The 21,124-nt window shown below is 58.4% G+C and carries 18 protein-coding genes; 11 read left to right on the top strand and 7 right to left on the bottom strand.

Annotated features, from left to right (window positions below; translation table 11 throughout):
* Positions 1-13: 13 nt before the first annotated feature.
* Positions 14-619 carry a Maf family nucleotide pyrophosphatase gene (locus LQK83_RS11720; RefSeq protein ID WP_230837583.1) on the bottom strand — a complete coding sequence of 202 codons (606 nt, stop codon included), beginning with the start codon at positions 617-619 and terminating at the stop codon, positions 14-16.
* 625 nt (positions 620-1,244) lie between these two features.
* Here LQK83_RS11720 and hemE point away from each other — a divergent pair.
* The 8 genes from hemE (at position 1,245) to LQK83_RS11680 (ending at position 9,979) form a co-directional block, all read left to right on the top strand.
* Complete coding sequence (gene hemE / locus LQK83_RS11715) at positions 1,245-2,255, top strand: uroporphyrinogen decarboxylase (RefSeq protein ID WP_230837652.1); 1,011 nt, start codon at positions 1,245-1,247, stop codon at positions 2,253-2,255.
* Positions 2,252-2,791 (top strand): protoporphyrinogen oxidase HemJ, encoded by a 540-nt coding sequence (hemJ, locus tag LQK83_RS11710; RefSeq protein ID WP_230837582.1) that lies wholly within the window; start codon positions 2,252-2,254, stop codon positions 2,789-2,791. The genes hemE and hemJ overlap by 4 nt, the downstream gene beginning before the upstream one ends.
* A 159-nt stretch (positions 2,792-2,950) precedes the next feature.
* Positions 2,951-4,216, top strand: a complete 1,266-nt coding sequence (rho, locus tag LQK83_RS11705) for a transcription termination factor Rho (RefSeq protein ID WP_230829950.1) — start codon at positions 2,951-2,953, stop codon at positions 4,214-4,216.
* Positions 4,217-4,369: 153 nt separating this feature from the next.
* Complete coding sequence (mnmE, locus tag LQK83_RS11700) at positions 4,370-5,692, top strand: tRNA uridine-5-carboxymethylaminomethyl(34) synthesis GTPase MnmE (RefSeq protein ID WP_230837651.1); 1,323 nt, start codon at positions 4,370-4,372, stop codon at positions 5,690-5,692.
* A gap of 36 nt (positions 5,693-5,728) precedes the next feature.
* Positions 5,729-7,615, top strand: a complete 1,887-nt coding sequence (gene mnmG / locus LQK83_RS11695) for a tRNA uridine-5-carboxymethylaminomethyl(34) synthesis enzyme MnmG (RefSeq protein ID WP_230837581.1) — start codon at positions 5,729-5,731, stop codon at positions 7,613-7,615.
* Positions 7,612-8,247: a 16S rRNA (guanine(527)-N(7))-methyltransferase RsmG gene (gene rsmG, locus LQK83_RS11690; protein WP_442966739.1), complete on the top strand. Its 636-nt coding sequence runs from the start codon at positions 7,612-7,614 to the stop codon at positions 8,245-8,247. Before mnmG ends, rsmG begins: the two co-directional genes overlap by 4 nt.
* Before the next feature lie 16 nt (positions 8,248-8,263).
* Positions 8,264-9,058 (top strand): ParA family protein, encoded by a 795-nt coding sequence (locus LQK83_RS11685; protein WP_230837649.1) that lies wholly within the window; start codon positions 8,264-8,266, stop codon positions 9,056-9,058.
* A gap of 27 nt (positions 9,059-9,085) precedes the next feature.
* Positions 9,086-9,979, top strand: coding sequence for a ParB/RepB/Spo0J family partition protein (locus LQK83_RS11680; protein ID WP_230837580.1), 894 nt, complete (start codon positions 9,086-9,088; stop codon positions 9,977-9,979).
* Between the two features lie 179 nt (positions 9,980-10,158).
* On the opposite strand, the gene holA is transcribed toward LQK83_RS11680, so the two are convergent.
* From holA to leuS, 3 genes are read right to left on the bottom strand one after another with little or no spacing between them, the layout of a single operon-like run.
* Positions 10,159-11,193 carry a DNA polymerase III subunit delta gene (gene holA, locus LQK83_RS11675; RefSeq protein WP_230837579.1) on the bottom strand — a complete coding sequence of 345 codons (1,035 nt, stop codon included), beginning with the start codon at positions 11,191-11,193 and terminating at the stop codon, positions 10,159-10,161.
* Positions 11,194-11,200: 7 nt separating this feature from the next.
* Positions 11,201-11,710: an LPS assembly lipoprotein LptE gene (lptE, locus tag LQK83_RS11670; protein WP_230837578.1), complete on the bottom strand. Its 510-nt coding sequence runs from the start codon at positions 11,708-11,710 to the stop codon at positions 11,201-11,203.
* Positions 11,697-14,327: a leucine--tRNA ligase gene (leuS, locus tag LQK83_RS11665; protein WP_230837577.1), complete on the bottom strand. Its 2,631-nt coding sequence runs from the start codon at positions 14,325-14,327 to the stop codon at positions 11,697-11,699. The genes lptE and leuS overlap by 14 nt, the downstream gene beginning before the upstream one ends.
* A gap of 190 nt (positions 14,328-14,517) precedes the next feature.
* Between leuS and LQK83_RS11660 the strand changes: the two genes are divergently transcribed.
* Both LQK83_RS11660 and LQK83_RS11655 read left to right on the top strand, forming a co-directional pair.
* Positions 14,518-15,195, top strand: a complete 678-nt coding sequence (locus LQK83_RS11660; RefSeq protein ID WP_230837576.1) for a YggS family pyridoxal phosphate-dependent enzyme — start codon at positions 14,518-14,520, stop codon at positions 15,193-15,195.
* Between the two features lie 103 nt (positions 15,196-15,298).
* The gene (locus tag LQK83_RS11655; protein WP_230837575.1) at positions 15,299-17,212 is read left to right on the top strand and encodes a propionyl-CoA synthetase; all 1,914 of its coding nucleotides are present in this window, start codon (positions 15,299-15,301) and stop codon (positions 17,210-17,212) included.
* 109 nt (positions 17,213-17,321) lie between these two features.
* On the opposite strand, the gene LQK83_RS11650 is transcribed toward LQK83_RS11655, so the two are convergent.
* Positions 17,322-18,023, bottom strand: coding sequence for a DUF1013 domain-containing protein (locus tag LQK83_RS11650; protein ID WP_230837574.1), 702 nt, complete (start codon positions 18,021-18,023; stop codon positions 17,322-17,324).
* A 314-nt stretch (positions 18,024-18,337) separates the two neighbouring features.
* Here LQK83_RS11650 and acs point away from each other — a divergent pair, with 314 nt between their 5' ends.
* Positions 18,338-20,290, top strand: a complete 1,953-nt coding sequence (acs, locus tag LQK83_RS11645; RefSeq protein ID WP_230837573.1) for an acetate--CoA ligase — start codon at positions 18,338-18,340, stop codon at positions 20,288-20,290.
* A gap of 57 nt (positions 20,291-20,347) precedes the next feature.
* On the opposite strand, the gene LQK83_RS11640 is transcribed toward acs, so the two are convergent.
* Complete coding sequence (locus LQK83_RS11640) at positions 20,348-20,728, bottom strand: thermonuclease family protein (protein ID WP_230837572.1); 381 nt, start codon at positions 20,726-20,728, stop codon at positions 20,348-20,350.
* A gap of 138 nt (positions 20,729-20,866) precedes the next feature.
* Positions 20,867-21,085 (bottom strand): DUF1674 domain-containing protein, encoded by a 219-nt coding sequence (locus tag LQK83_RS11635; protein ID WP_230837571.1) that lies wholly within the window; start codon positions 21,083-21,085, stop codon positions 20,867-20,869.
* Between the last annotated feature and the right edge of the window lie 39 nt (positions 21,086-21,124).

Raw genomic sequence — 21,124 nt, 5'->3', positions numbered from 1 at the left:
TGTTTCACGTGAATCAGCGGGGGATGATGGCAAGGTCTCTGAGCGCTGCCAGCAGCGGCAGCATGGGCAGGCCTATGATGGTGAAGAAGTCCCCCTCGACCTTCTCGAACAGTTGCTGCCCCAGTCCTTCATAACTATAGGCACCCACCGTCAGCAAGACTTTCTCTCCTGCTTGAGCCATATACAAATCGAGGAACGCATCACTGAAATCCCGAAACGACATGTCGGCTACAGAGACATGTTTCCAGATTTCCTCTCCGTCTGTGACGATGGAGATCGCGCTCGACAGCCGGTGAGCCCGTCCGCGCATCGAGCGAAGTTGCTGGCGCGCCATCTCCACGGAGGTGCATTTGTGAAACAGTCGCCCGTCCATCGACATGACCTGATCGGAGCCGATGACAACGGCGCCCGGATGATGGTTGGCCACATCGCGGGCTTTGGCTCTGGCTAGAGCGGCCGCGATCTCTTCCGGCCGAGCCTCCGATTGCGCCAGAGGCGCTTCGATCTCGCGTTCGTTGATACGGGCAGGTTCAGTTTCGAACCTGAGACCTGCCGCTTCCATCAACTGTTTTCGGAACGGAGAGCCAGAGGCCAGAATCAGGCGTTTTTCCTTTGTCATTATCATGAGCCTTGGTCTTTATGGGCCAATTGAATGCGGGCTTTCTCGCATTGGCACGGTGAATTGACAACTCAAGACTATCGAAGTGTCCAAGGGAACCAGATCGTTAATCATCCGTTAGTAATTTGCAGATAGGGTCGGATCTGTAGCGCTCAGTAGGCGATTCTATGAGTGGCAAGTCCTATACCGGCTTATCCCCGTTAATCCCGGGCTGTTGTTGATAAGGCGGGAGAGAACTGAGGAGTTTTCGGTGCGGCCGACGGGGCTGTGGGAAACTCCGGATTTATCCACATTTGGGATTCCCAGATCCCAGTTTTCCGGCCGATTTCGCGTTTGTGGACAAGTTCCACCTTATCCTCACTTATGCGGAACTTATCAACAGATAAGTACACTGCGTCGCGGCACTTAAATATCTCAATTCATTTCCGGAATCGGATCTTCCGAAGAATTCCTGCTGTCGGCGCCAAAATTTTCAACCGATGCCGTTGGCGCTGACAGATCAGTGGATGAAGGTTGCGTCAATTTTAATCCTTGATCCTCACCGACTCTAAGAAATAGAAGCTCTTTAAGAATGAATTTTTTAGATTGGAGATGAGCGGTGACCACAGGCACATGCCGGAAAGTGATGGACGTCCTGGAGGGAAAGACCGTCACTCCACCGCCAGTCTGGCTCATGCGTCAGGCAGGACGCTATCTGCCCGAATACAGGCAGACGCGCGCCAAGGCCGGTAGTTTCCTTGATCTGTGTTATACGCCTGAATATGCGGTGGAGGTTACGCTGCAGCCGATACGGCGCTATGGCTTTGATGCGGCGATCCTTTTTTCCGACATTCTCGTGATTCCCGATGCAATTGGACGCAATGTTCGTTTTGAAGAGGGCAGCGGACCACAGCTCGATCCTCTCTCAGTCGATGAGATTGATGCTCTGACGAAGACCGAGCTTGGAAACAAGCTGGAGCCTGTCTACGAGACCGTTCGGCGTTTGAGACAGGAGCTTCCCGCGGAAACGACACTGCTGGGCTTCTGCGGCGCGCCCTGGACGATTGCGACCTATCTGATCGCTGGACATGGTACGCCGGATCAGGCCCCTGCCCGGCTGTTTGCCTATCAGCATCCTGACGCGTTTGCGAAGCTTCTGGATCATATTGCTGATCTGTCCGCCGCGTATCTGATCCGGCAGATCGACAGCGGCGCGGATGCTGTTCAGATTTTCGATTCCTGGGCGGGCGTTCTGGGTGAGGTTGAGTTCGAGCGTTACGCTGTCAAGCCGGTGCGGCGGATCATCGACAAGGTCCGCGCCGCGCGACCCGGCGCAAAGATCATCGCTTTTGCGAAGGGAGCAGGCTATCTGCTGAAGACCTATCGGCAGGCGACGCAGGCTGATGCGATCGGGCTTGACTGGTCCGTCCCGCTCTCGTTTGCGAAGGAATTGCAAAAGGACGGGGCAGTTCAGGGAAATCTCGATCCCATGCGTGTCGTGGCCGGCGGCCGCGCGCTGGACGAAGGGATCGACGCAATCCTGCAGGAACTCGGTTCAGGTCCCCTGATCTTCAATCTGGGCCATGGGATTACACCGCAGGCCGACCCGGCGAATGTGACACGGCTTGTCAGCCGTGTGCGAGGAGGCCCGATTTGAACACGACCGGGAGGCCGAGGTCGGGAAGCAGGGCGGCGCTGCGCGCGAGCATCGCGCTGATCGTCTTTGTGGCGGCGGGTTTCGGTCTTTTCATGGCAGATGCGCAGAACCGTTATCTCTGGGTGAAGGCCTTGCATGTCATTGCCGTGATCTCCTGGATGGCCGGGCTTTTGTACATGCCGCGGCTCTTCATTTACCATCTTGACCAGACGGTCGGTTCGGAGGCTTCGGAGACGTTCAAGGTCATGGAGCGGCGTCTTCTGACGATCATCATGACCCCGGCGATGGTGCTATCCTGGATTTTCGGCCTGTGGATGGCGATCGAAATCTTTCACTTTCAGGGTCTGTGGCTGCATCTCAAGCTTCTGGCTGTCATGGGGCTCACGGGCACGCATGTCTACATGGCGCATGCGGTGAACCGATTCGGTTCCGATCAGCGTATCGGTACTTCCCGCAGCTGGCGTTTGTTCAACGAAGCGCCGACAGTGTTGATGATCGTCATTGTTATCCTGGTCATCGTGAAGCCTTTCGGCTGATTTGACGCCAAATTGGTGACGCCCCCTTGCGAGTGGGTCTGCGAAGCGCTATTTTCGTTGCATCTCTTCCGAGGTGACGGACTCACAGTGTCAGACAGACTGGTCTGGCAGCCGCTTATTGTCCCGTCCGGTTCTCCCCTTTTATTCGTGTGGTTATTCATGGCTGAAATGAAGCTTCAGGAGCTTAAGAACAAGACACCAACCGACTTGCTTGCCTTTGCAGAGTCGCTGGAGGTCGAGAACGCGAGCACGATGCGCAAACAGGAATTGATGTTTGCAATTCTGAAGGTTCTGGCCACGCAGGAGGTGGAGATCATTGGCGAAGGCGTTGTGGAAGTGCTTCAGGACGGCTTTGGCTTTCTGCGCTCTGCCAATGCCAACTACCTTCCCGGTCCCGATGATATCTACATCTCGCCGTCGCAGATTCGACGCTTCTCGCTGAAAACCGGCGATACGGTTGAAGGCCCGATCCGGGGCCCCAAGGAAGGCGAACGCTATTTCGCGCTGTTGAAGGTCAACACGATCAATTTCGAGGACCCGGAAAAGATCCGGCACAAGGTTCATTTCGATAACCTGACGCCGCTTTATCCGAACGAACGCTTCAAGATGGAGCTTGAGGTTCCAACATCCAAGGATCTGTCACCTCGTGTGATCGATCTGGTGGCGCCTCTCGGCAAGGGTCAGCGCGCGCTGATCGTGGCGCCGCCGCGTACCGGTAAGACGGTGCTCCTGCAGAATATCGCCCATTCGATTACCGCAAATCATCCGGAATGCTATCTGATCGTTCTTCTGATCGACGAACGTCCGGAAGAAGTGACTGACATGCAGCGCTCCGTGCGCGGCGAAGTTGTGTCCTCGACCTTCGACGAGCCGGCCACGCGGCACGTTCAGGTGGCAGAAATGGTGATAGAGAAGGCCAAGCGCCTGGTCGAGCATGGCCGCGACGTGGTCATCCTGCTGGATTCGATTACCCGTCTTGGCCGCGCCTATAACACGGTCGTTCCCTCTTCGGGTAAGGTTCTGACCGGCGGTGTGGATGCAAACGCGCTGCAGCGCCCGAAGCGTTTCTTCGGCGCCGCCCGTAACATCGAGGAAGGTGGTTCGCTGACGATCATTGCGACCGCGCTGATCGATACCGGAAGCCGCATGGACGAAGTCATTTTCGAAGAGTTCAAGGGTACCGGCAACTCGGAAATCGTCCTTGACCGTAAGGTGGCTGACAAGCGCATCTTCCCGGCTATGGATATTCTGAAGTCCGGTACGCGTAAGGAAGACCTTCTGGTTCCGCGTCAGGACCTGCAGAAGATCTTTGTTCTTCGTCGGATTCTCGCCCCGATGGGCACGACGGACGCGATCGAGTTCCTGATCGACAAGCTGAAGCAGACGAAGAATAACGGCGACTTCTTTGAATCGATGAATACCTGATTTCTTTAGCCGGATTCTCGTAAATGAGAGTCAATCGCGGTTTTGCGCCGTGATTGACTCTTTTTTGTTTTGATCGCAGAAACCGCGGCGATGAAGCTTGGCGGCAAAGGTGTGGTGAGATCCCCTTTTCCTGATGGGATGGATGCAAGAGTTATGGCAAGTTCAGACACGATCTTCGCGCTTTCCAGCGGCGGTCTCCCGGCTGGTGTTGCCGTTATCCGAATGTCGGGCGCCGCGACCGAACATGTCTTGCGCCTGCTCTGTCGTGTCGTGCCGCCGGAGAGACTGGCGCGACTTGTCACGGTTTGTGCAGCGGATGGAGAAGAGCTCGATCGCGGGTTGGCGCTGTTTTTCAAAGGACCCCGGTCTTTCACGGGCGAAGATTGCGCCGAACTTCAGGTTCACGGCGGCCGCGCCATTGTCGCAGCGATCCTCGAGGCTCTTGCGGCGATCCCCGGTCTAAGGCCCGCGGAAGCGGGAGAATTTGCCCGGCGGGCCTTTGAAAACGGCAAGATGGATCTGGTGGAGGCTGAAGGTCTGGCCGAGCTTCTCCAGGCGGAAACAGCGAACCAAAGGCGCCTCGCCAAATATCTCGCTGACGGCTACCTGTCCAAGCGCTACGACGGATGGATGGCGCGTTTGTCGCAGGCGCGCGCGCTCATCGAGGCTGAACTCGACTTTGCCGATGAGGGGGACATTCCCGGCTCCGTGTCTGACCAAGTGTGGCGCGACGTGCGACTGCTCGTGAGCGAGATGGAGGCGGCGCTATCCGATCACAGCGCCGAAATCATTCAAGAGGGTTTTCGCGTCGCGATTGCCGGTCCGCCGAATGCCGGAAAGTCGAGCTTGCTGAATTATCTTGCGCGACGCGACGTTGCGATCGTTACTGATATTGCGGGCACCACGCGTGATGTTCTCTCTGTTGATCTTGATCTGAACGGAACGAAGATCGTTCTCTACGATACTGCGGGTTTGCGAGAAACCGACGATCCGGTTGAACGTATCGGTATCGAGCGCGCGCATGCGACGATTCGCGCCGCCGATCTGGTACTCTACCTCTCGGAGACGGGAGAGAGAGCAGCGCAGAATGAGATCGAGACGGCTGAGGCGAAGTCTGATATCATTTTCGTGCGTAGCAAGGCTGAACGCGATTCCGCGTCGACTTCAGATAGCTTTCTCTCTATTTCGGTGTTGACGGGAAACGGAATCGATTCACTTCTGAAACAAATAGAAGCGCGCGCGGCGCGCGCGATGGGTGGCGGTGATTTTGCCACTCCACTTTTGATTCGGCATCGTAACCATGTTGTGAGCGCATGCGCGGCCCTCATCGAGGCGATTGAGGGGCCGGGTACGCCACTGGAGCTTCGCGCTGAGTTTTTACGAAGCGCTGCCGATGAACTGGCGCATTTGACGGGGAGAGTGACCCCGGATGCGTTGTTGGGGCTGATCTTTTCCCAGTTCTGCGTGGGCAAATAGATGGGCTTCCGCCCATATCGATTCAGGAACGAAACGATGAAGACTTTCGATTTTGACGTTATCGTCATCGGTGGTGGCCACGCGGGCTGTGAGGCGGCCTCGGCATCCGCACGGGCAGGCGCAACGACGCTGTTGCTGACACACAAAATATCGACAATCGGCATGATGTCGTGCAACCCTGCCATTGGCGGCTTGGGTAAAGGTCACCTCGTGCGTGAAATCGACGCCCTGGACGGGTTAATGGGACGGATTGCGGACCAAGCCGGCATACAGTTTCGCCTGCTGAACCGGAAAAAGGGACCGGCCGTCCGAGGGCCGAGGACCCAGGCCGACCGGGCTCTCTATAAGACGCATATGCAGACGTCCATTGCCGGAATTCAAGGGCTTACGCTGCTCGAAGGTGATGCCTTTGATCTTCTGGTAGAGAATGGCGAAGTGAACGGGGTTCAAACCTCAGACGGAAGATCGATTCGGTGCCGTTCTGTTGTTATTACGACGGGCACCTTTTTGCGTGGATTGATTCACATCGGGAATGAAAAGACACCCGCTGGCAGGGTCGGTGAGGAGCCGAGCATCGGGCTCTCGGCCCGGTTTGAGGCGCTCGGGCTGCGCCTTGGGCGTTTGAAGACGGGTACCCCTGCGCGTCTTGATGGAAAGACGATCGCGTGGGATAGCATCGGCGTTCAGGAGGCTGATCCTGAACTGACGCCATTTTCCTTCATGACCGAGTCTATCACCAATCGCCAGATTGCTTGCGGTGTGACCCGTACCACTGAGCAGACCCATCGCATTATCCGCGAGAATATTCACCGCTCGGCCATGTATTCGGGCGAGATCAAGGGAGTGGGTCCGCGTTATTGTCCGTCGATCGAGGATAAGATTGTCCGGTTCGGCGATCGGGACGGTCATCAGATATTTCTGGAACCCGAGGGCCTGAATGATGACACCGTTTACCCGAACGGTATCTCGACTTCCCTTCCTGTTGATGTGCAGGAGGCTTTCATTCGCAGCATTCCCGGTTTGGAAGCGGTTGTGATACGGCAGCCGGGTTACGCGATCGAATATGACTTTGTTGATCCCACGCAGCTTGATCACCGGCTTGCAGTCCGCGCCCTTCCCGGGTTGTTCCTTGCGGGGCAGATTAACGGAACCACCGGCTATGAAGAGGCTGGCGCGCAGGGGCTTGTTGCAGGTTTGAACGCCGCTCGTCACGCAACGGGTGCAGAGGCTGTCCGCTTCAGCAGAACTGACTCCTATATTGGCGTCATGATCGATGACCTGATCAGCTTCGGCGTGACAGAGCCTTATCGTATGTTCACTTCTCGGGCTGAATACCGGCTGTCCTTGCGCGCAGATAATGCGGACGAACGGTTGACTCACCTGGCGATCGAGTTGGGGATTTGCGGGGCTGCCCGGCGGGAAAAGTTCGAGCGCTACAGAAGCAACGTGGACACGGCGCGCGAATTGCTGAAGAGCTTGAGCATAACGCCGAATGAGGCGGAGCATTTCGGGCTGACGTTGAACAAGGATGGCGTTCGGCGAAGCGCTTACGACTTGCTTTCGCGCCCGGATTTCGAGCTTTCGGACGCGCAGCGGATATGGCCAGAACTGAGTAGATTGGATACTGCTGTGCAGGCGGCGCTCAAGATAGAAGCTGGATATTCGGTGTATATGGATCGCCAGGCAGCCACGATTGCCGATGTAAGGCGAGATGAAGCGCGAGCGATCCCTCAAAACTTTTCTTTCGAGGACATCTCCGGCCTTTCCAACGAGCTCATCCTAAAGCTCGATAGAATCAAGCCTCTAAACATGGCTCAGGCCGCAGCTATTGAAGGTATGACGCCTGCAGCTCTGGCGCTCCTGCTGGTGCACCTGCGTAAGCGAGCCGAGTCTGCGTCTGAGTTGAAAGCCTCTATACAATGATGAAGAGTCACCCGTTAGAACTAGACGGATTACGTGTTTCACGTGAAACGATGGAGAAACTACATGCCTTTGCCGACCTCTTTCAGAAGTGGGCCAAGGCCATCAATCTTGTGGCGCCGTCAACGGCCGGTGACTTGTGGCGGCGGCATATTGCGGATAGCGCGCAGCTCTTTGCCCTAAGCCCTAAGCCCCAAGAGTGGGTTGATCTGGGCAGCGGTGGAGGGTTTCCTGGCGTGATCACCGCCATCTTGCTCTCTGAGCTGGAGGACGGATGGGTTCATCTCGTCGAGAGCAACAACAAAAAGGCGTCATTCCTTCGCAATGCCATTCTTCAAACGGGTGCGCGTGCCTCCGTCCATCCCGTTCGCATCGAAGACGCGCCCAGAGAGGTGCCGGAATGCGCCGCGATTTCTGCGCGGGCTCTGGCAGACCTTTCGGATCTTTGCTCCTTTTCGATGCCTTGGATCGAGATGTCTGCCCAAACGAAACTTTTTTTCCATAAAGGTCGGGATTACGCGCGCGAGATCTCCGACGCGCATAGAAGTTGGAACTTCGATCTGGTAAAACATGAGAGTCAGATCGAGCAGGGATCGGTTATTCTTGAGATTTCGAATCTGACGCCCAAGGTGTAGCGAGACCAAAATGGCGATGAGCGGATATCGAAATCGGATCATAACCGTTGCAAATCAGAAGGGTGGGGTTGGGAAGACTACCACTGCGATTAATCTTGCGACGGCACTCGCTGCGATCGGTGAAAAGGTTCTGATTGTCGACCTTGACCCACAAGGGAACGCGAGCACCGGGCTCGGTATCGGACGGAAAAACCGCGAGCATTCTTCTTACGACCTCCTGATGGGGACGCATTCAGTAAAGGAGACCGTGCAGGAAACCGCCGTTCCGAATCTTCACATCATCCCCTCGACCATGGATCTTCTGGGTATTGAAATGGAGATTTCGCAGGCGAGTGACCGGGTTTTCCGTTTGCGCAAGGCTCTGATCTCGACGCAAGCCTTTGAATATTCTTACATACTGGTCGATTGCCCGCCCAGCTTCAATCTGTTGACGATGAATGCGATGGCGGCCGCTCACTCGGTTCTTGTCCCCCTGCAGTGCGAGTTCTTCGCTCTCGAGGGCCTGAGCCAACTTCTTGAAACTGTTTCACAAATTCGTTCGACGGTAAATCCGCAGCTGGATATCCAGGGCATTGTGCTGACAATGTTCGACGCTCGAAATAATCTGGCCCAGCAGGTGGTCAACGATGTTCGAACCCATCTTGGTGAGAAGGTTTATCACACTCTCATCCCTCGTAATGTTCGCGTATCCGAAGCGCCCTCTTATGGGAAGCCGGCGATCCTTTACGATCTGAAGTGCGCGGGAAGTCAGGCCTATCTTCAACTGGCTTCGGAAGTCATCCAGAGAGAGCGTCAGCGCCTCGCAGCCTAATTGTAACGGAGGTGTAATAATCTCGGCATGGAAGAAGATCATTCGAAACGCCGCCTCGGCCGCGGTCTCGCAGCGCTGATCGGTGAGATGGATCAGCCGATTCCCATGAGTGGCAGTGCAGCATCCAGCCGGATCAGCGCGGATCGCCAGGTTCCGATCGAACACGTCGTTCGCAATCCGCGAAATCCCCGCCGCACGTTCGATGAGGCCGAGCTGCAGGAGCTGGCTGCGTCAATCCGTCAGCACGGGATCGTGCAGCCTGTTGTCGTGCGCACAGTGGCTGGCGGGCAATTCGAGATTATTGCCGGTGAACGTCGCTGGAGAGCCGCACAGCTGGCGGGGTTTGCCGATATCCCGGTAATCGTCCGCGATGTAGATGATCGCACTGCGCTTGAGCTGGCGATCGTTGAAAATGTTCAGCGTTCAGACCTCAATCCGCTCGAAGAGGCGCTGGGTTACGAACAGCTTATCGCGGAGCATGGCTATACGCAGAACGATCTCGGCGAAATTATTGGAAAAAGCCGGAGCCATGTCGCCAACAGTCTGCGTCTGTTGAAATTGCCGGATGAGGTGCGCGACATGCTGTCGTCTGGAACGCTCTCTGCAGGTCACGCGCGCGCCTTGATTCCGACCTCAAACCCGGTGATGCTCGCGAGATCGGTCGTCGCCAAGGGCATGTCTGTGCGCGATACGGAGCGTCTGGCGCAGAATGATATCAAGGCGCAGGAAAATCCGGGCCTCGTTGGGCAGAAGCCGCGTGACAACAAGGATGCCGATACGCTGGCGCTGGAGAAGTCGCTCTCGGATGCGCTTGGCCTCGATGTTTCGGTCAGCCACAAGGCTGCCGGCGGCTTCGTGAAGATTTCCTATAAGACGCTCGACCAACTGGAAGAAATTTGCCGGCTGCTTGAGCGGCGTTAGAACCCGACGTCACGGGACACGTTTGATCTCCTCTCCCATGATTTTCGTGGGAGAGGTTTTTCGTTTCGTGTCTATCGTGAACAGCTTTCACACACGGAATAAACCGCCGAACGGAAGCTCAAGTACCTGCTTTCAAAAGAATTTTCAAAAGTCACTGATCGTTCTGACTGAGGCAGAATTCAGCGCCTGACGACCGATTGCTGCGTCAGAGACAGGAGAAGCTGGGCGGCGACGCTGTCGGCAATCTGCGGGTTCTTCTGGCTTGTCAGCACCATGGTCTGCAGGCGAGACAGCTCACGAGAGAGTTTCGGGGTCGTCCATACGGAAAGCGCCTGGGTGACGACGTTGCGCCGTTTGAAGAAGATATGCTTGCCGTGTGTCTGGATGACCTGGCTTGCAGAGACGCGTGATTTATCCATCTCCGCCCGCAGCGTATCGAGCATCTGAAATTGCCGCAGGACCGCGTTCAGAACCTGATAGATGGCGGTTTTCGCGGAAATCAACGCTTCCAGTGCGGCAATCATGGCGTTGGCATCGCCGCCAAGAAGCGCATCGATCAGGTTATCGAGCGAGGTTTCGCTGACATCTCCGATGATGTCGAGGACATGTTGCTCCTCGATTTGCGGTTCATGGGCGCAATAAAGCGCCAACTTGCGGATCTCGCCCCGGCTCGCCCGGCGATCCCCCCCCAGATTGTCCAGGAGGCGCGCTCTCGCTCCCGGTGTGATGCGCTGGCCAGTCTCGTTCAGAATGTCGTCTATGAGGCTGTTGAGGCTCGCCTGATCGTCTGCATAGCAGGGAACTGAGACAACGCTGCGGGCGGCTTCAGCGGCCTTTCTCAGCGCCGCGCCCTTTTTCAGGTCGCCGGCTTCTATGATCAGATAGGTTTCCGGCTCAGCTGCCGCCAAAGCCGTGACGCCGTCGACAAGTGCCTTCTCGTTGGCGGCATTGCGGACCCAGACCAGCTTTTCACCGCCGAAGAGGCCGATGCTCTGCATTTCCTCCATCAGGCGCCCCGGCGTCTTCTGAAGGTCCGAAGCCTCGATCTTGGTGACCGCAAAGGGGTCGTTGAGGGCTATGCCGGTCCGCACTGCTGCGGCTTCCGCGCGTTCAGAAACAAGTCCGCGATCAGGACCGAAAATGACGATGATGCGCGGCAAGGCCGAGCTGCCCCGCAAGAGGCGGTCGAATTCCTGCGGTTTCAGCTCCGACATGGGCCGATCACTTCGACAGGGCCGAGGCGATATCGAGCTTCAGCACTTCGGCAAGTTCGCGCGCGGCGCGGTCTTCGGCGTCGCGAACAGCACGAATCTGAGCGAATTGCTGGCTTGTGTAATCAAGCTGCGCGTCCATCCGCTGTGTACCCTGCTTGATCAGCTTGCCGTCACGCGTCAACGTATAGGTCGCGGTCAGAGTTACACGCCCCGGCTGCGGCAGGTTTGATGATATCTGCGAAAGATAGTTCACATTGCTGGAACTTACCCGCAGATTCAGCTGATACACCGGATTTGCCGGCTCCCCCGCCCCACCGGAGAGCAGGAAGATCATCTGGTTGCGGACAGACTGCTCAACGCGGTTCGTCGGCTCTGAGATACCGACGCTGGCGAGTTCACCCGTGATCCCGGCCTTACCGTAAAGCGGCTGTACCTGGCAGGCGCTGAGACCCAGCACCGAAGCCAGTACAGCGCCCACAAAAGCACGTCGAAACAGCGGCTTATCAAACAACGACATTGACGATCCTTTGCGGTACGACGACGATCTTCTTCGGCTTGTCGCCGGCCAGTGCGCTGGTCACGAAATCGAGCGCCAGCACGGCGGCTTCAACGTCACTCTGAGACGCGTCGCGCGCGATTGTCAATTCGCCGCGCTTCTTGCCGTTCACCTGAACCGGCAGAACCACCGTGTTCTCGACGACGAGACTTTCCAGATAGGCCGGCCAGGCGGCGTCGGAAACGAGGCCCGTGCAGCCGATCTCCTTCCAGCATTCTTCGGCCAGATGGGGCATGATCGGGGCGAAGAGCTGGACCAGGATCTGCGTGGCTTCACGCAGGGCACCGGCATAGGCTTCATCGACCTTTTCATTTCCTACCTTGGTCAGCGGCGCGGCAAGGGCGTTTACGAGTTCATAGACGCGCGCCACGGCCTTGTTGAAGCCGAGACGGTCGTAGTCGTTGGCGACGGCCAGCAGCGCCTTGTGGGCGGCCTGTGAGACCGGCAGAGCCTCGCCTGACGTCGCCGGTGCCGGATTCACGCCGCGCAAGGCCGGCGCTGCTTCCGAAACCAGACGCCAGATGCGCTGGACGAAACGATGGGCGGCTTCGACGCCGGCTTCCGTCCAGATGACGTCGCGTTCCGGCGGCGAGTCGGAGAGCATGAAGAAGCGGGCGGTATCGGCGCCGTAGGAGGCGATGATATCGTCCGGATCGACCACGTTCTTCTTCGACTTCGACATCTTCTCGATCGAGCCGATCGTGACTTCCTCGCCGGTGGTGACATGGAAGGCGCGGCGGGTGCCGTCCGTTTCTTCCAGGCGGATGTCCGAAGGTTGCACCCAGGTTCCGTTCGCGCCCTCACCGATCTTATAGGTCTCATGCACGACCATGCCCTGCGTGAAGAGACCCTTGAAGGGCTCCTTCAGGTTCACATGGCCGGTTTGGCGCATGGCGCGGGTGAAGAAGCGCGAATAGAGCAGGTGAAGGATCGCGTGTTCGATGCCGCCGATATACTGGTCGACCGGCAGCCAGGCATCGGCGACATTGGTGATGACCGGCTCGTCGGCGCGGGGCGCGGTGAAGCGGGCGAAATACCAGGACGAATCGACAAACGTGTCCATCGTGTCCGTCTCGCGGCGGGCGTCCTTGCCGCAGCACGGGCATTTCACGTTGCGCCAGGTCGGATGACGGTCGAGCGGGTTGCCCGGCTTGTCGAAATTGATGTCGTCAGGCAGCTGGACCGGCAGGTCCTTCTTCGGCACCGGCACGACGCCGCATTCATCGCAATGGATGACCGGGATCGGGCAGCCCCAATAGCGCTGGCGCGAAATGCCCCAGTCACGCAGGCGGAAATTCACCTTGCGCTCTGCCTGCGGCTTGCCGCCCAGCAGCGTGGCGCTCAGACGGTCGGCGACCTCCTGGAAGGCATCCGTTGTGGACTTGCCGTCGAGGAAGCGCGAATTGATCATCACGCCGTCGCCATCATATGCGGTGTCGCCAACGGTGAAGCTTGCTGCATCGGCGCCTTCCGGCATGACGACCGGGACGACCGGCAGGCCGTATTTGCGGGCGAAATCCAGGTCGCGCTGGTCGCCGGAGGGGCAGCCGAAAATGGCACCCGTGCCGTATTCCATCAGCACGAAATTGGCGACATAGACCGGCAGTTCCCAAGCGGGGTCAAAGGGATGACGGACCTTCACGCCCGTATCCATGCCCTTCTTTTCAGCGGTTTCCAGTGCTGCCAGCGACGTTCCGGCGCGGCGGCATTCCTCGGCGAACTCTGCAACAGCCGGGTTGCTCGCGGCGACATACTTTGCCAGCGGGTGGTCTGCGGCGATCGCCAGGAAGGACGCGCCGAACAGCGTGTCCGGACGCGTCGTATAGACGGTCACGTCGCGGAATTCTTCCGGCAGGTCGTTGCCGACGGTTTCCCAGCGCAGGCTCAGACCTTCCGAGCGGCCGATCCAGTTCTTCTGCATCAGGCGTACCTTTTCAGGCCACTGGTCGAGTTCGTCCAGCGAATCCAGCAGATCCTGCGAAAAGTCGGTGATCTTGAAGAACCATTGCGTCAGCTCGCGCTGTTCCACCAGCGCGCCGGAACGCCAGCCGCGGCCGTCGATGACCTGTTCGTTCGCCAGAACCGTCTGGTCGACCGGGTCCCAGTTGACCTTCGACTGCTTGCGGTAGACGAGGCCCTTTTCCAGGAAGTCCAGGAAGAGGCTCTGCTGGCGCTGGTAATATTCCACGTCGCAGGTGGCGAATTCACGCGACCAGTCGAGCGACAGGCCCATGGATTTCAGCTGGCCGCGCATGGTGGCGATATTGGCGTAGGTCCATTCCTTGGGATGGATCTTGTTCTGCATGGCGGCGTTTTCCGCCGGCATGCCGAAGGCGTCCCAGCCCATCGGATGCAGAACGTTGTAGCCGCGGGCACGCTTGTAGCGCGCCACGACATCGCCCATCGCATAGTTGCGCACATGGCCCATGTGGATGCGGCCCGAGGGATAGGGGAACATCTCAAGCACGTAATATTTGTCGCGCGGATCGTCGTTGTCGGTTTTGAAAATCTCGCGCTCGTTCCATTCCGCCTGCCAGCGGGGTTCAGCGTCGCGCGGGTTATAGCGTTCTGAGGCCATGATTCGACTGTTCCGGATAGATCAAGAATTTGGGGGCGACCTTCATCACGAATTGCCGGAAGCGTCAAGTTTTTCGGGCATTTCGGTGAGATCGGCGGAGCCGGTGCGGCAAAAAATGAAGCGGATCGAGGTTCCAAATTTGCGCGTTGCATCATAAATGGGTGCTCAGGCAGGCAAAGGGAAGTGTGGCATGGAACTTCAGGACAGGCTCAACGCCGTGAAAGCGGAAATCGCGAAGGCGGAAAAGGGTGCGGGACGCGACGCGGGCTCGGCTACGCTGGTTGCGGTGTCGAAGACATTCGAGGCGGATGAGATCCGCCCTGCCCTGGAAGCCGGACAGCGTGTGTTTGGCGAGAACAAGGTTCAGGAAGCCAAGTCGAAGTGGCCGGGTCTGCGTGAAGCCTTTTCGGGTGTGGAACTGCATCTGATTGGGCCGCTTCAATCCAACAAGGCGGGCGATGCCGTCGCGCTCTTCGATGTCATCGAGACGATCGACCGCGAAAAGATCGCGCGCGCCATTGCTGACGAAATGGCGAAACAGGGACGCCGGCCTCAGCTTTATGTGCAGGTCAATACAGGCCTTGAGCCACAGAAGGCAGGCATTGCGCCGGATGACACGGTCGACTTCGTCAAGCTTTGCCGGGACGAATTGTCGCTTCCCGTGGTGGGTCTCATGTGCATTCCGCCGGCGGAGGAAAATCCGGGGCCGCATTTCGCGCTTCTCGCCAAGCTAGCCGGAAAATGCGGGCTTTCGAAGCTCTCCATGGGCATGTCGTCTGACTATCAGACGGCGATCGAATTCGGTGCGACGAGCGTCCGCGTCGGTTCGGCCATCTTCGGCAACCGCGCCTATCAGCAGCATGCATAGGCGAACCCGCATCTATTGGCCTTTTGTCGGGGTTCTTTGACGCTTTTGTGTCGAGTAGACTTCGCCTCCTGAAGCGCGACTGGGAACGCGCCGGGAGGAAGATATGCGTCAGGGATATGATGCCGCCTATGCGGCGTGGAAAACCGATCCGGAAGCTTTCTGGATGCGGCAGTCGGAAGCCATAGACTGGTTTGAGAAGCCAAAACAGGCTTTCGATGCGTCAGCCGGCGTTTACGGACGCTGGTTTCCGGATGGCGTGACGAACACCTGCTACAATGCGCTCGACCGTCATGTTCACGCCGGTCTCGGAGGCCGCAATGCCTTCATCATCGAAAGCCCGATCACGGGCCGCTCTTCGGCCATCACCTATGCGGAAGCGCTGGCCGAGGTGAAGGCGATTGCGCTGGCCATGCGCTCGCTTGGCGTCGAGAAGGGCGATCGCGTCATCATCTATATGCCGATGATCCTGCAGGCCGTTCTCTCCATGCTCGCCTGCGCGCGGCTCGGTGCCGTGCACTCCGTCGTCTTCGGTGGCTTTGCGGGACCGGAACTGGCGACCCGCATCGATGACAGCAAGGCCAAGCTCATCATTTCTGCCAGCTGCGGCATCGAGCCTGGCCGCGTAGTGCCCTACAAGCCGATGCTGGATGAGGCGATCGAACTCGCGCATCACAAGCCGGCCGCCTGTCTGCTTTACCAGCGGCCGGAATTGTCGGCGCCGCTGACAGATGGGCTGGATCATGATTTCGAGGCGCTGATAGCGCAGCATCGCGGCGGCGAGATCGACTGTGTACCGGTGGCTGCGACCGACCCGCTCTATGTCCTCTACACGTCCGGCACGACCGGTCAGCCCAAGGGCGTGGTGCGCGACAATGGCGGCCATCTCGTTGCGCTGCACTGGACCATGCGGAATTTCTACGGCGTGAAGCCCGGCGAGACCTTCTGGGCCGCTTCAGATATCGGCTGGGTCGTCGGGCACTCCTACATCGTCTACGGCCCGCTCATTTCGGGCAATACCTCGATCCTCTTTGAAGGAAAGCCGATCGGGACGCCTGATGCCGGGACGTTCTGGCGGGTGATCCAGAAGCACAATGTCGTCTCCTTCTTCACCGCGCCGACGGCGTTTCGCGCCATCCGCAAGGAAGACCCGACGGGTGCGTTCCTGAAGGACATTCCGATGCCGTCGCTGCGGACGCTGTTCCTGGCGGGCGAGCGGGCCGACCCGGACACGATCAAGTGGGCGGAAGAGCATCTCAGAGTGCCGGTGGTCGATCACTGGTGGCAGACGGAAACGGGATGGGTCATTGCCGGCAACCCGGCGGGGCTTGGCCTGCTGCCGGTCAAATATGGATCGCCGACCGTGCCGATGCCGGGTTATGACGTGCAGGTTCTGGATGATGCGGGCCACACCGTGCCTGCGGGCACATTGGGCAATGTCGTCGTGAAACTCCCCCTGCCGCCCGGCAGCCTGCCGACGCTATGGAATGCCGACGAGCGGTTCCGGCACGCCTATCTCGAGGAGTTTCCTGGTTACTACAAGACGGCTGATGCGGGCTATATCGATGAGGATGGCTATCTCTTCATCATGGCGCGCACGGATGACATCATCAATTGTGCGGGCCATCGCCTTTCGACCGGGGCAATGGAGGAAGTCTGCGCCAGCCATCCGGATGTGGCGGAGGCGGCCGTCATCGGCGTGCAGGATGACATCAAGGGTCAGGTACCCTGTGGCTTCCTCGTGCTCAACAGCGGCGTGACGAAGCCCGAGCGGATGATCGAGAAGGAAGTGATCGATCTCGTGCGCCACCATATCGGCCCGGTCGCCGCTTTCAAGCTCGCGACTTGTGTGAAGCGCTTGCCGAAGACTCGATCCGGCAAGGTGCTGCGTGGAACGATGCAGAAGATCGCCGATGGCGAGACCTGGAAGATGCCGGCGACGATCGAGGACCCCGCGGTGCTTGGGGAAATCGAGGCGGCGCTGAAGGCGCACGGACTGCCGCATCCGCATGTGCTGTAAGCAAGTCTCGTAAGGCCGGGCGCACGCTCGGTTTCACGTGAATCAGCGAAATCCAGGCAACAAAAAACCCGGCCATCGGGCCGGGTTTATTTTCGGTGCTGCAAACAGCTCAGAAATTGTCTTCGTCTTCGTCGTCGTTGCGGGTCGACTTGAGCGACTTGAGCTTGGCGAAAACGGCGTCTGCGTCGAGCGACTTTTCTTCCGGCTGGTCGTCGCCGTAAGGGTAGCGTTCGGTTTCGCGCGCGGGCTGCAACGTCGCGCCGAGCTCTTCAGCGGTCGGCAGCGGACGACCCTTCGAGGCCTTTTCAACCTCGAGGTCGAGATCGATCTGCGAGCAGAGGCCGAGCGTCACCGGGTCCATGGCGGCAAGGTTTGCCGAGTTCCAGTGGGTGCGTTCGCGGATCTGCTCGATCGTCGACTTGGTCGTGCCGACGAGGCGCGAAATCTGCGCGTCCTTGAGTTCCGGATGGTTGCGCACGAGCCAGAGAATGGCGTTCGGACGGTCCTGACGCTTGGAGACCGGCGTGTAACGCGGACCCTTGCGCTTGGATTCCGGCACGCGGACCTTCGGGTCGGACAGTTTGAGCTTATGCGCCGGATTGGCTTCGGCGCGGGCGATTTCCTCGCGCGACAGCTGGCCGGTGGAGATCGGATCGAGGCCCTTGATGCCCTGAGCGCTTTCGCCGTCGGCGATGGCTTTGACTTCAAGCGGGTGCAGCTTGCAGAACTGTGCAATCTGCTCGAAAGACAGGGCAGTATTGTCGACAAGCCAGACGGCGGTCGCCTTGGGCATCAGCAATTGTTGGGCCATGCATAGAGTCCTTCAGTCGTCCGCGCCGGTGTCGCGGGCCGTGGTAGTACCACTGATGATTTCCGGGATATGGAAATTCGTATAGCCGTTTTGGCGCAGAATTGCAATTCTGCTTCCGACAAATGACCAAAGTCGCATTGATAGCTTGATTTTAGATGATAAAACTCGAATTCGAACGGGTCGGAGGTTGCCCGTCGCTGACAGGGAGGGATACCTAGCTCTCGAGTTCAGCAACAGGATTCGCGTGATGCCCAAAGGGTCTGTCGGGAGACGGCGGGGCATTCACGTTTGCGAGGAGTTTCGGAGGAGCGTTCATGTCAGGCACGACCTATCCCGTATTGAAGACCGCGAAGTCGCGGACCTTGATCGACAATGACAAGTATCTGAAGTGGTACAAGGAAAGCTCCGACAATCCGGAGAAGTTCTGGGCCAAGCACGGCACCCGCATCGACTGGTTCAAGCCTTTCACCAAGGTCAAGAACACGTCGTTTACCGGCAAGGTCTCGATCAAGTGGTTCGAGGACGGTATCACCAACGTCGCCTATAATTGCATCGATCGCCATCTCGTGTCGCGCGGTGATCAGGTCGCCATCATCTGGGAAGGCGACAACCCCTACGACGACAAGAAGATCACCTATCGCGAGCTTTACGATCAGGTCTGCCGTCTCTCCAACGTGCTGAAGTCCAACGGCGTCAAGAAGGGTGACCGCGTCACCATCTACATGCCGATGATCCCGGAAGCGGCCTATGCGATGCTCGCCTGCGCCCGCATCGGCGCAATCCACTCCATCGTCTTCGGTGGCTTCTCTCCGGATGCACTCGCGGGCCGCATCATCGACTGCCAGTCGACCTTCGTTATCACGGCCGATGAAGGTTTGCGCGGCGGCAAGACGGTTCCGCTCAAGCACAATACCGATCTTGCCATCGATATTGCCTCGCGCTCCGGGGTCGAGGTGGAAAATGTTCTCGTTGTCCGCCGCACCGGCGGCAAGGTCGAATGGTTCGATACGCGAGACATCTGGTATCACGAGGCGACGAAAGCTGCGAAGCCCGATTGCCCGCCGGCGAAGATGAAGGCGGAAGACCCGCTCTTCATTCTCTATACCTCGGGTTCGACCGGCAAGCCGAAGGGCGTGCTGCACACCACGGGTGGCTATCTCGTCTATGCCTCCATGACGCATCAATATGTCTTCGATTATCAGGACGGCGATATCTACTGGTGCACGGCGGATGTGGGCTGGGTCACCGGCCATTCCTATATCGTGTACGGGCCGCTCGCGAATGGTGCAACGACGCTGATGTTCGAGGGCGTGCCGAACTATCCGGACGCCGGGCGTTTCTGGGATGTCGTCGACAAGCACAAGGTCAACATCTTCTACACGGCCCCCACGGCCATTCGCGCGCTCATGGGTGCTGGCGATCACTTCGTGAAACGTTCCTCGCGTTCGTCGCTGCGCACCATGGGTTCGGTCGGCGAGCCGATCAATCCGGAAGCCTGGGAATGGTATTACAACGTGGTCGGCGACAAGCGCTGCCCGATCGTCGATACATGGTGGCAGACGGAAACCGGCGGCATCATGATCACGCCGCTGCCGGGCGCAACGGATCTCAAGCCGGGTTCGGCGACGCGTCCCTTCTTCGGCGTGAAGCCGCAGCTCGTTGATTCCGAGGGCAAGGTTCTCGACGGCGCGACCGACGGCAATCTATGCATCACCGATTCCTGGCCGGGTCAGGCGCGCACGGTCTATGGTGACCATGAGCGCTTCATCCAGACTTACTTCTCCACCTACAAGGGCAAGTATTTCACGGGCGATGGCTGCCGCCGCGATGAAGACGGCTTTTACTGGATCACCGGCCGCGTCGATGACGTGATCAACGTATCAGGCCATCGCATGGGCACGGCGGAGGTCGAATCCGCTCTTGTCTCGCATGACGCCGTATCGGAAGCCGCCGTGGTTGGCTATCCGCATGATCTCAAGGGTCAGGGCATCTATTGCTACGTGACCCTGATGGTCGGGCATGAAGGCAGCGAGCAGTTGCGCAAGGATCTGGTCGCGCATGTGCGCAAGGAGATCGGCCCGATCGCCTCGCCGGACAAGATCCAGTTTGCGCCGGGACTGCCGAAGACCCGCTCCGGCAAGATCATGCGCCGCATTCTGCGCAAGATCGCCGAGGACGATTTCGGTTCGCTGGGCGATACCTCGACGCTGGCCGATCCGACGGTGGTTGAGGACCTGATCGAAAACCGTCAGAACCGCAAGGGTTGAAACCGCTGATGAGGTGAGACACGTGGGACCCGGCCTTGTGCCGGGTCTTTTGCATTTTCAGGACTGACAGTACGGATGATCCTTGTGGCCGCCGTCATAGGGAAGGACAAGATTTTCAAGGATCAGCGTGCTGGCCGCATCCTCCCCATCCTGAAGGCCGAGATTGGCAACGACCCTTCCGAAATATTTGTCGCCGTCGATATCCGTCAGAAGCACATGCTTTTGCTCACCGATCATGCTGGAAAGCCGGTTTCTGGCGATCTCTGCCTTTTCTCGTTCGGTTTCACATTTCGAATGAATTTCCGGGGCATCAATGCCGCGCAGGCGCACCAGGACATCGACACTCTGTTGCGGCCAGGGGTAGGCGCGAACTTCAACCGTATCGCCATCCAGGACGCGCAGAACATCGGCCGCAATGGGGCCCCTGATTTGCCGCATGGCAAATTCAAAGGCCTCCGCAGGCCGGGTCTGGGCCAGAAGAATAAATACGATGCTGATGCTAGCGGCGATTCGGAACATGGATAGGAATATATCCTTATTCATCGCCGCTGAAAATAGGAATAATTACCCCTTCTCTCAAAAGTCGATGGCACGGCCCTTGATTTCCCAGTCGCCAAAGCGAGCCGGGTCGGCGCCGCCACGTCCGCCGATTTCCTTGGGCTGCTCCGCCTGCTTCTCTGCCTGACGCCGCGCCTCTGCCTCTGCAAGTGCACGCAGAGCTGCCGGCGAAAGTTCCTTCTTCGGTTCCACCGGAGTGTTGGTCGACGTCTCTGTCGGGGCGTGTTCGTCGGTCATCGCAGTCTCATCATATTGAAGTTCAGGCCTCTGATCTCC

The organism is Rhizobium sp. C1 (assembly GCF_021026335.1).
Taxonomy (GTDB): Bacteria; Pseudomonadota; Alphaproteobacteria; order Rhizobiales; family Rhizobiaceae; genus Ensifer_A.
Note: the sequence above shows the minus strand (reverse complement) of the source record. Positions and strands in the feature narration are given on the sequence as shown.

What these genes read in the sequence shown, in the direction of transcription:
- LQK83_RS11650 (WP_230837574.1), bottom strand. Translation starts at nt 18,023, where the DNA reads ATGGCCCAACAATTGCTGATGCCCAAGGCGACCGCCGTCTGGCTTGTC.
- LQK83_RS11660 (WP_230837576.1), top strand. Translation starts at nt 14,518, where the DNA reads ATGGAACTTCAGGACAGGCTCAACGCCGTGAAAGCGGAAATCGCGAAG.
- LQK83_RS11635 (WP_230837571.1), bottom strand. Translation starts at nt 21,085, where the DNA reads ATGACCGACGAACACGCCCCGACAGAGACGTCGACCAACACTCCGGTG.
- rho (WP_230829950.1), top strand. Translation starts at nt 2,951, where the DNA reads ATGGCTGAAATGAAGCTTCAGGAGCTTAAGAACAAGACACCAACCGAC.
- hemE (WP_230837652.1), top strand. Translation starts at nt 1,245, where the DNA reads ATGGACGTCCTGGAGGGAAAGACCGTCACTCCACCGCCAGTCTGGCTC.
- LQK83_RS11685 (WP_230837649.1), top strand. Translation starts at nt 8,264, where the DNA reads ATGAGCGGATATCGAAATCGGATCATAACCGTTGCAAATCAGAAGGGT.
- mnmE (WP_230837651.1), top strand. Translation starts at nt 4,370, where the DNA reads ATGGCAAGTTCAGACACGATCTTCGCGCTTTCCAGCGGCGGTCTCCCG.
- lptE (WP_230837578.1), bottom strand. Translation starts at nt 11,710, where the DNA reads ATGTCGTTGTTTGATAAGCCGCTGTTTCGACGTGCTTTTGTGGGCGCT.
- LQK83_RS11640 (WP_230837572.1), bottom strand. Translation starts at nt 20,728, where the DNA reads ATGCGGCAAATCAGGGGCCCCATTGCGGCCGATGTTCTGCGCGTCCTG.
- LQK83_RS11680 (WP_230837580.1), top strand. Translation starts at nt 9,086, where the DNA reads ATGGAAGAAGATCATTCGAAACGCCGCCTCGGCCGCGGTCTCGCAGCG.
- rsmG (WP_442966739.1), top strand. Translation starts at nt 7,612, where the DNA reads ATGATGAAGAGTCACCCGTTAGAACTAGACGGATTACGTGTTTCACGT.
- leuS (WP_230837577.1), bottom strand. Translation starts at nt 14,327, where the DNA reads ATGGCCTCAGAACGCTATAACCCGCGCGACGCTGAACCCCGCTGGCAG.
- holA (WP_230837579.1), bottom strand. Translation starts at nt 11,193, where the DNA reads ATGTCGGAGCTGAAACCGCAGGAATTCGACCGCCTCTTGCGGGGCAGC.
- LQK83_RS11655 (WP_230837575.1), top strand. Translation starts at nt 15,299, where the DNA reads ATGCGTCAGGGATATGATGCCGCCTATGCGGCGTGGAAAACCGATCCG.
- mnmG (WP_230837581.1), top strand. Translation starts at nt 5,729, where the DNA reads ATGAAGACTTTCGATTTTGACGTTATCGTCATCGGTGGTGGCCACGCG.
- acs (WP_230837573.1), top strand. Translation starts at nt 18,338, where the DNA reads ATGTCAGGCACGACCTATCCCGTATTGAAGACCGCGAAGTCGCGGACC.
- LQK83_RS11720 (WP_230837583.1), bottom strand. Translation starts at nt 619, where the DNA reads ATGACAAAGGAAAAACGCCTGATTCTGGCCTCTGGCTCTCCGTTCCGA.